Annotated in this window: 11 protein-coding genes; 1 reads left to right on the top strand and 10 read right to left on the bottom strand. The window is 63.6% G+C overall.

All coding sequences use genetic code 11. The annotated features are described in order from the left end of the window. Positions 1-537, top strand: a 537-nt coding sequence (locus tag MOV75_RS19550) for a zinc-binding alcohol dehydrogenase family protein (RefSeq protein WP_247006411.1), incomplete at its 5' end; no start/stop codon positions are given. 116 nt (positions 538-653) lie between these two features. Here MOV75_RS19550 and MOV75_RS19545 read toward each other — a convergent pair. The 10 genes from MOV75_RS19545 to MOV75_RS19500 form a co-directional block, all read right to left on the bottom strand. After that, entirely contained in the window at positions 654-944 is a 291-nt protein-coding gene (locus MOV75_RS19545; RefSeq protein ID WP_247006410.1) for a DUF1330 domain-containing protein, read from the bottom strand. An 8-nt stretch (positions 945-952) separates the two neighbouring features. Next, positions 953-1,741, bottom strand: a complete 789-nt coding sequence (locus tag MOV75_RS19540) for an SDR family NAD(P)-dependent oxidoreductase (protein ID WP_246916875.1) — start codon at positions 1,739-1,741, stop codon at positions 953-955. Positions 1,742-1,947: 206 nt separating this feature from the next. Then, positions 1,948-2,304 carry a c-type cytochrome gene (locus tag MOV75_RS19535; protein ID WP_258719477.1) on the bottom strand — a complete coding sequence of 119 codons (357 nt, stop codon included), beginning with the start codon at positions 2,302-2,304 and terminating at the stop codon, positions 1,948-1,950. Between the two features lie 166 nt (positions 2,305-2,470). Beyond that, complete coding sequence (rplQ, locus tag MOV75_RS19530; protein WP_018322277.1) at positions 2,471-2,887, bottom strand: 50S ribosomal protein L17; 417 nt, start codon at positions 2,885-2,887, stop codon at positions 2,471-2,473. A 165-nt stretch (positions 2,888-3,052) separates the two neighbouring features. After that, positions 3,053-4,084, bottom strand: coding sequence for a DNA-directed RNA polymerase subunit alpha (locus MOV75_RS19525; RefSeq protein WP_094895375.1), 1,032 nt, complete (start codon positions 4,082-4,084; stop codon positions 3,053-3,055). A 111-nt stretch (positions 4,085-4,195) separates the two neighbouring features. Then, a complete protein-coding gene (gene rpsK, locus MOV75_RS19520; protein ID WP_007603045.1) occupies positions 4,196-4,585 on the bottom strand; it encodes a 30S ribosomal protein S11 in 390 nt (129 codons plus the stop codon). A gap of 123 nt (positions 4,586-4,708) precedes the next feature. Continuing rightward, positions 4,709-5,077 carry a 30S ribosomal protein S13 gene (gene rpsM / locus MOV75_RS19515; protein ID WP_008549231.1) on the bottom strand — a complete coding sequence of 123 codons (369 nt, stop codon included), beginning with the start codon at positions 5,075-5,077 and terminating at the stop codon, positions 4,709-4,711. Between the two features lie 184 nt (positions 5,078-5,261). Beyond that, the gene (locus MOV75_RS19510) at positions 5,262-6,167 is read right to left on the bottom strand and encodes an adenylate kinase (RefSeq protein ID WP_247006409.1); all 906 of its coding nucleotides are present in this window, start codon (positions 6,165-6,167) and stop codon (positions 5,262-5,264) included. A gap of 268 nt (positions 6,168-6,435) precedes the next feature. Next, positions 6,436-7,767, bottom strand: coding sequence for a preprotein translocase subunit SecY (gene secY / locus MOV75_RS19505; protein WP_246916884.1), 1,332 nt, complete (start codon positions 7,765-7,767; stop codon positions 6,436-6,438). Between the two features lie 148 nt (positions 7,768-7,915). After that, positions 7,916-8,084: uL15m family ribosomal protein (locus MOV75_RS19500; RefSeq protein WP_247006412.1), on the bottom strand; the 169-nt coding region annotated here is incomplete at its 5' end.

The raw sequence follows: 8,084 nt of genomic DNA, 5'->3' as shown, positions 1-8,084 counted from the left end.
GGCGGCGTCGGCTCGATCCTGATCCAGCTTGCCCGCCGCCTCACCGGGCTGACGGTGCTCGCGACCGCGACGCGGCCGGAATCGCAAAAATGGTGCCTCGATCTCGGCGCGCATGCGGTAATCGATCATGGCAAGCCGATGAAGGAGCAGATCGAGAAGCTGAAGCTGCCGCCGGTCGCGCTGGTGGCGAGCCTCACCTTCACCGACCAGCACTACAAGGCGATCGCCGAGTTGATGGCGCCGCAGGGCCGGTTCGGCCTGATCGACGATCCCCCGGAGTTCACCATGAGCACGTTTAAGGGCAAGGCGATCTCGGTCCACTGGGAATCGATGTTCACGCGCTCCTCGTTCCAGACGGCGGACATGATCGCGCAGCATCATCTGCTGAACGACGTCGCCGACCTCATCGACAAGGGCGTGCTGCGCACGACGCTCGACCAGACTTTCGGCACGATCAACGCCGCCAACCTCAAGCGCGCGCATGCGCTGCTCGAGAGCGGCAAGTCGCGCGGCAAGATCGTGCTGGAGGGGTGGTAGGCGAAGGACTCGCAGGGTGGGCAAAGGCGCACTTGCGCCGTGCCCACCACAATCTTCTCAACATGCACTCGAGGTGGCGGGCACGCTACACTTTGCCCACCCTACGGCAGCTACGTTCAAGCCCCGCCCTCGACGAATAGCAGCCGCCGCTCCAGCGCCGTCTGCCGCAGCTCGAGCGCCTCGGCATATTCCGGCGAGGCGTACCATTCCTTCAGCCTCGCCATCGACGGGAATTCGACGATCACGATGGCCTTCGGCGGAAGATTGCCCTCCGCCAGTTCGGCTTTGCCGCCACGGACGAGATAGTGCCCGCCGTACTGCGCGATCGTCTTCGCGGCGAGCGTCCGATAGGCCTCAAATCCGTCGGGATCGCGCGTCTCGACCTCGGAAATTGCGTAGGCTGTCATACACGGCCTCAGGCGATCGTGTTGACGATGCCGCCTTCCGCGCGCAGCGCCGCGCCGTTGGTGGCAGACGCCTGCTTCGAAGCAACGTAGACCACCATGTTGGCGATCTCGTCGACACTGGCGAAGCGCTGAATCAACGAGCTCGGGCGATGCTGCTTGACGAAATTGGCCGCGGCCTCGTCCACGGATTGTCCGTTTTGCTTCGCGAGATCCTTCACGAAGGTCTCGACGCCCTCCGACATGGTCGGGCCCGGCAGCACGGAATTGACGGTGACGCCGGTGCCGCGGGTGAGCTGCGCCAGGCCCCGCGCGACCGAGAGCTGGGCCGTCTTGCTCATGCCGTAGTGGATCATCTCGACGGGAATGTTGAGCCCGGACTCCGAGGAGATGAAGACGATGCGGCCCCAATTGCGCTTGAGCATGCCTTGCATATAGGCGCGCGACAGCCGCACGCCGCTCATGACGTTGACCTCGAAGAAGCGGCTCCAGTCCTCGTCGGGGATGTCGAAAAAGTCCTTCGGCTCGAAGATGCCGGCATTGTTGATGAGGATGTCGACGTCCGGCAGCGCCGCAACGAGCGCCTTGCAGCCTGCGGCAGTCGAGACGTCGGCAGCGATTCCGCGCACCTTGGCGCCCGTCCCTTCCAGCTTGCGTACGGCGGCATCGACCTTGTCTTGGCCGCGGCCATTGATCACAACGCTGGCGCCTGAAGCGGCGAGACCCTTGGCAATGGCGTGGCCAATGCCGGCGGTCGAGCCGGTCACGAGCGCGGTCTTTCCGGAAAGGTCGATGTTCATGCGTCATCTCCATTTGAAGCTGGTGCGGATATCGTGCGCAGCGCAGACGGATGCAATCGCCACTCACCGACGCGTGAGGATCGGCCGCCACAACGGAGGAATCGTAGGGTGGGCAAAGCGGAGCGTGCCCACCATTTCGAGACGGTGCTAGACCCATGGTGGGCACGGCGCGCGAAGAGCGCGCCTTTGCCCACCCTACGGGTCCGTCATCGCGGCGGCAGCGTCCTGAGAAAGGCGACGATCGCATCGAGATCCTGGGCCGTCATGCTGGCGTAGGCAGCATAGGCCATCGGCGGCTTGAGCTTGTGACCATCGCGCGCGATGCCTTGCGTAATCGCACGTTTGATTTCGTCGTCGCTCCATTGGCCCAGGCCGATCGCTCGATCGGGGGTGATGTTGGGAGAGACGGACTCCCCCCACGGCCCCCTGAACGTCCGGCCGCCCTTGCCGCTCGCTGCGGCGAAATCGTGGACGGCGGACGGGCCTTCCGGCGTATGGCATTCCAGGCAATGGGCAATGGTCAACAGATAACGGCCGCGCGCGCTCGACCAGCGTTTCGCCAGCGGCCGGCGACATCAGCAGCGCCAACACGAATCCAAACACAATCCTCATGAGGGCCCCCGCCCGGAATGCGTTCAACAAAACGACGCGCAGCATGAGATGCCGTTGCGCCATACAAAAAAGCGGCGCCCAGGGGCGCCGCTTTCTGAAAACCCAATGCCGGTCGGCTTACGCCGCCTCGGCTTCCTTCTCCTGCACCGGACCGGAGTCCTGGCCCTTGGCATCGACGTCGCGATCGACGAACTCGATCACGGCCATCGCGGCGTTGTCGCCGTAGCGGAAGCCGGCCTTGATGATGCGGGTGTAGCCGCCCTGGCGGTCCTTGTAGCGGGGCGCCAAAACGTCGAACAGCTTCTTGACCTGGTCCTTGTCGCGCATCTCGGAGATGGCCTGGCGGCGCATGGCCAGCCCGCCCTTCTTGCCGAGGGTGACCAGCTTCTCGACGATCGGGCGCAATTCTTTCGCCTTCGGCAGCGTGGTGACGATCTGCTCGTGCTTGATCAGCGCGGCGCACATATTGGCGAACATCGCGCGGCGATGCTCGGCAGTGCGGTTGAGCTTCCGATGAACCTTGCCGTGACGCATGTGACTATTCCTTACGTAAAAACTGCCGCGACGGTTCGTCGGACATGTTGCTCAGGTGGGCTGCCTGCGTTCGCCCGGTCGTCATTCCGGACGGCGCGAAGCGTCGATCCGGAATCTCGAGATTCCGGGTTCGGTCCTACGGACCGCCCCGGAATGACGAAATACTCAGTAGTGATCCTCGAAGCGCTTGGCGAGCTCGTCGATGTTCTCCGGCGGCCAGCCCGGTACTTCCATGCCGAGATGCAGACCCATCTGGGCCAGCACTTCCTTGATCTCGTTGAGCGACTTGCGGCCGAAGTTCGGGGTGCGGAGCATTTCCGCTTCGCTCTTCTGCACGAGGTCGCCGATGTAGACGATGTTGTCGTTCTTCAAGCAGTTGGCCGAACGCACCGACAGCTCGAGCTCGTCCACCTTCTTGAGGAAGGCCGGGTTGAAGGCGAGGTCCGGGATGATCTCCTGGGCGACTTCCTTGCGCGGCTCTTCGAAGTTGACGAACACGTTGAGCTGATCCTGCAGGATGCGCGCGGCGTAAGCCACGGAGTCATCCGGCGTCAGCGCGCCGTTGGTCTCGATCGTCATGGTCAGCTTGTCGTAGTCGAGGATCTGGCCCTCACGGGTGTTCTCGACCTTGTAGGAGACCTTGCGGACCGGCGAGTACAGGCTGTCGACCGGGATCAGGCCGATCGGCGCATCCTCGGGACGGTTGCGCTCGGCGGGCACGTAGCCCTTGCCGGTGGCGACCGTGAACTCCATGCGGATCTCGGCGCCTTCGTCGAGGGTGCAGATCTGCAGATCCGGGTTGAGCACGACGACGTCGCCGACGGTCTGGATGTCGCCAGCGGTGACGACGCCCGGGCCGGACTTCTTCACGACCATACGCTTGGGGCCTTCGCCCTGCATCTTGATCGAGATGTCCTTGATGTTGAGCACGATGTCGGTGACGTCCTCACGGACGCCCGCGATCGAGGAGAACTCGTGCAGCACGCCGTCGATGTGCACCGACTGCACCGCTGCGCCCTGGAGCGAGGAGAGCAGGATGCGGCGCAGCGCGTTGCCGAGCGTCTGGCCGAAGCCGCGCTCGAGCGGCTCGGCGACGATGGTCGCGAAACGCGAGGGATCGCTGCCGGGCTGCACCTGGAGCTTGTTCGGTCGAATCAGTTCTTGCCAATTTTTCTGGATCGTCACTGTTTCACCCATACAGGCCAGTCATACTGCGATTGCAGATACTGGCGTTGGAGAAAGGCCGCAGGTCATTCCCGCGGCTTTGCAAAAAACAATCGCGGGCGCCGATGCGCCCGCAATTTCGTATCAAACGCGCCGACGCTTGCGGGGACGGCAACCGTTGTGCGGGATCGTAGTCACGTCACGGATCGAGGTGACGGTGAAGCCTGCGGCCTGGAGCGCGCGGAGCGCCGATTCGCGGCCCGAACCGGGACCTGCGACTTCGACTTCGAGCGTGCGCATGCCGTGCTCCTGCGCCTTCTTGGACACGTCTTCGGCGGCAACCTGCGCGGCGTACGGGGTCGACTTGCGCGAGCCCTTGAAGCCCATCGTGCCGGCGGAAGACCAGGCAATCGTGTTGCCCTGCGCGTCGGTGATGGTGATGGTCGTGTTGTTGAACGACGAATTCACGTGCGCGACGCCGGAGGCGATGTTCTTGCGCTCACGACGACGAACGCGGGTGGCTTCCTTGCCCATGGAGTACCTTTCCTGAAGATCTCAAACGCCGCCGTAATGCCAGCGGCTACACCTGTGGAACGAAAGGCGCGTGGCGAACGGGTCATCCCTGTTCGCCACACGCCGCGATTTGGATTCGAAAACTTACTTCTTCTTGCCGGCGATGGCCTTCGCCGGGCCCTTGCGCGTGCGCGCATTGGTGTGGGTGCGCTGGCCGCGCACCGGCAGACCGCGACGATGACGCAGGCCGCGATAGCAGCCGAGGTCCATCAGACGCTTGATGTTGATGCCGACCTCGCGACGCAGGTCGCCCTCGACGAGATAGTCGCGGTCGATCACTTCGCGGATCTGGAGCACTTCGGCATCGCTGAGCTGATTGACGCGACGATCCACGGGGATCTTCACCTTCTCCAGGATCTCACCGGCGATCTTCTGACCGATGCCATGGATGTACTGGAGCGCGATCAGCACGCGCTTGTTGGTGGGAATGTTCACGCCGGCAATACGGGCCACGGCCTTCTCTCCTGTCGCCGATCCTCGTCAGGATCGGGCTTAAGTGCTTGTGTTCTCGGGCAGGTGTTCACAAACGCGAACACGACGCCCACCCCCGGTCTTCCTGGGGCCCGGCATCGTCTGAAACTATCCGACTTGGATGCGGGGCTTATTAAGGGATTCCAGGGGCTTTCGTCAACCGCTGCTAGCGCTTGGCTCGCTTTTTCGTGACCTTTTTTGCAGCCTTCCTGGCACCCTTTTTGACTGCCTTCTTGGCGGTCTTTTGGGCTGCCTTTTTCGCTGCTTTCTTGACGGTCTTCTTGCCGGCTTTCTTGGCCGCCTTCTTGGGGCCCTTCACCGCCGTCTTGGCCGCCTTTTTGGCCGATTTGGCGGGTTTTCTGGCCGTTTCCGCCGGCTTTTTGGCTGTTTTCCTGGTCGCCGCCTTGCTCACCGTCTTGCCCGCCCTGGCCTTCTTGGCCGGCGCCGCCTTGGCTGCGCTTTTGGCGCGGGTCTTCGGCTCGACAGCGCCCAGCGCCAGCAGCTGCCGATGGATGGCGCGGGTGACCTCGTCGATGGCCATCATACCGTCGATGGTCGAGAGCTTCCGCCGCTCGGAATAGTAGTGAATCAGCGGTTCCGTCTGGTTGCGGTAGCTGGCTAACCGCTTGGTCAGGACCTCCGGGGTGTCGTCGAGTCGGACCTCCTCCCCGCGCTCACGCATCTGGGCGACGCGAGTCTCGACGCGGCTCAGCAGCGCGCTCTCGTTGACGCGGAGCTCGATGACGGCATCGAGCTTGAGGTGCTTATGCTTGAGCAACTCGTCCAGCGCCTCGGCCTGCGGTACGGTGCGCGGGAAGCCGTCGAGGATGAAACCGTTTTTGGCATCCGGCTGGTCGATTCGGTCGGAGATGATTCCGACCACGACCTCGTCGGGCACGAGGCCGCCGCTGGCCATGATCTCCTTGGCCTTCAGCCCGACCGGCGTTCCCGCCGCAACCGCCGCGCGCAGCATCTCGCCGGTCGAGAGCTGGACGATGCCATAGCGCTGCACCAAGAGTTGCGCCTGGGTCCCCTTGCCCGACCCCGGCGGTCCCAGAAGTATAATTCTCATCGGCGTACGCCCCCCCGATTGGTGAGCGATACGTCGCGCACCTGTGTTTGAAGATCAAGAACGGTGCAAACCACAATCAGCGCCGCACCGCTACCCATATCATAAGGGAGCGAATGGGCGGACGCCAAGGAGGCTTTGAAATCAGGGATTGCGGCGCAGTGAGAGCAGCTCTGCCGACGCAGCCGGTGGCTCGCTGACGGCGCAGCCGGCGTCGCACATTGCTCGCGCCGCGAATCGGCGGCGCATTGGCGCCGCCGAGAGAAGGCATTTAGCGGCGGCGGCCGCGCAGCTTCGACTTGCGGATCAGGCCTTCATACTGATGCGCCAGCAGATAGCCCTGCACCTGCGCCACGGTGTCCATGGTGACACTGACGACGATCAGCAGCGAGGTGCCGCCGAAGTAGAACGGCACCGAGGCGTAGGAGATCAGGATCTCCGGGATCAAGCAGACGATCGCCAGATAGACCGCACCTAACACGGTGACGCGCGAGAGCACGTAGTCGATATATTCCGCGGTGCGCTCGCCGGGACGGATGCCCGGAATGAAGCCGCCGTGCTTCTTCAGATTGTCCGCGGTCTCGGTCGGGTTGAATACGATCGCGGTGTAGAAGAAGGCGAAGAACACGATCAGCGCCAGATACATGATCAGGAACAGCGGACGGCCGTGGCCGAGCTGGGTGGTGATCCACTGGAACCATTCCGGCCCACTGCCCGCGTTGAAGTTCGCAACCGTAGTCGGCAGCAGCAGCAGCGAGGACGCGAAGATCGGCGGGATCACGCCCGAGGTGTTGAGCTTGAGCGGCAGATGCGAGGACTGGCCCTCGAACATCTTGTTGCCAACCTGACGCTTCGGATACTGGATCAAGAGGCGGCGCTGCGCGCGCTCCATGAACACGATGAAGGCGATCACGGCGACCGCCATGATGATGACGACCAGGATCAGGCCGGTCGACATCGCGCCCTGACGGCCGAGCTCGAGCATGTTGGCGAGCGCGGCGGGCAGCTCGGCGACGATGCCGGCGAGAATGATCAGCGAGATGCCGTTGCCGATGCCGCGCGAGGTGATCTGCTCGCCCAGCCACATCAGGAACATGGTGCCGCCGGTCAGCGTGATCGCGGTGGACAGCCGGAAGAACATGCCGGGGTCGCTGACGACGTTGCCGGCGCCCTCGAGACCCACCGCAATACCGTAGGACTGGAACGCGGCCAGGATCACGGTGAGATAGCGGGTGTACTGGTTCAGCAGCTTGCGGCCGGACTCGCCTTCCTTCTTCAGCGCCTCGAGTTGCGGCGAGACGGTGGTGAGGAGCTGGATGATGATCGAGGCCGAGATATACGGCATGATGTTCAGCGCGAAGATCGCCATGCGGTGGATGCCGCCGCCGGCGAACATGTTGAACATGCCGAGGATGCCGCCCGCCTGGGAACGGAACACCTGCTCCCAGATATTGGGATCGATGCCGGGGAGCGGGATGTAGGTCCCGAGCCGATAAACGAGCAGCGCACCCAGGGTGAACCAGATGCGCTTCTTCAGTTCGTCAGCCTTGGCAAACGCACCGAAATTGAGATTGGCTGCCAGTTGTTCCGCTGCAGAGGCCATCTTGGACTTTCTCCCGCCGCCTATTGCGCCGTCATGCCCGCGGCCGGGCTACTCTCGCGGACGCCGGACATTATCTGGGGCTCGGCTTCGATAAGTCCACGTCCCGCATGCGTAAAGGCCCGCGAGCCGCGGGCCAATGACGCAGTTGTTACGCCGCCTCGCCTTCTTCCTTGGCAGGGGCGAGGATCTTCACCGAACCGCCGGCCTTCTCGACCGCGGCGATCGCGGTCTTGGTGGCGCCGTGCACCTCGATGTTGAGCTTGGACTTGAGCTCGCCACGGCCGAGCAGCCGCAGGCCGCCCTTGGCGCGGCGCAGC

Source organism: Bradyrhizobium sp. PRIMUS42 (assembly GCF_023006515.1).
In the GTDB taxonomy this organism is placed as follows: Bacteria; Pseudomonadota; Alphaproteobacteria; order Rhizobiales; family Xanthobacteraceae; genus Bradyrhizobium.
This window is presented reverse-complemented; position numbering and strand designations above follow the sequence as displayed.

What these genes read in the sequence shown, in the direction of transcription:
- MOV75_RS19545 (WP_247006410.1), bottom strand. Translation starts at nt 944, where the DNA reads ATGACAGCCTACGCAATTTCCGAGGTCGAGACGCGCGATCCCGACGGA.
- MOV75_RS19540 (WP_246916875.1), bottom strand. Translation starts at nt 1,741, where the DNA reads ATGAACATCGACCTTTCCGGAAAGACCGCGCTCGTGACCGGCTCGACC.
- rplQ (WP_018322277.1), bottom strand. Translation starts at nt 2,887, where the DNA reads ATGCGTCACGGCAAGGTTCATCGGAAGCTCAACCGCACTGCCGAGCAT.
- MOV75_RS19525 (WP_094895375.1), bottom strand. Translation starts at nt 4,084, where the DNA reads ATGGGTGAAACAGTGACGATCCAGAAAAATTGGCAAGAACTGATTCGA.
- rpsK (WP_007603045.1), bottom strand. Translation starts at nt 4,585, where the DNA reads ATGGGCAAGGAAGCCACCCGCGTTCGTCGTCGTGAGCGCAAGAACATC.
- MOV75_RS19510 (WP_247006409.1), bottom strand. Translation starts at nt 6,167, where the DNA reads ATGAGAATTATACTTCTGGGACCGCCGGGGTCGGGCAAGGGGACCCAG.
- secY (WP_246916884.1), bottom strand. Translation starts at nt 7,767, where the DNA reads ATGGCCTCTGCAGCGGAACAACTGGCAGCCAATCTCAATTTCGGTGCG.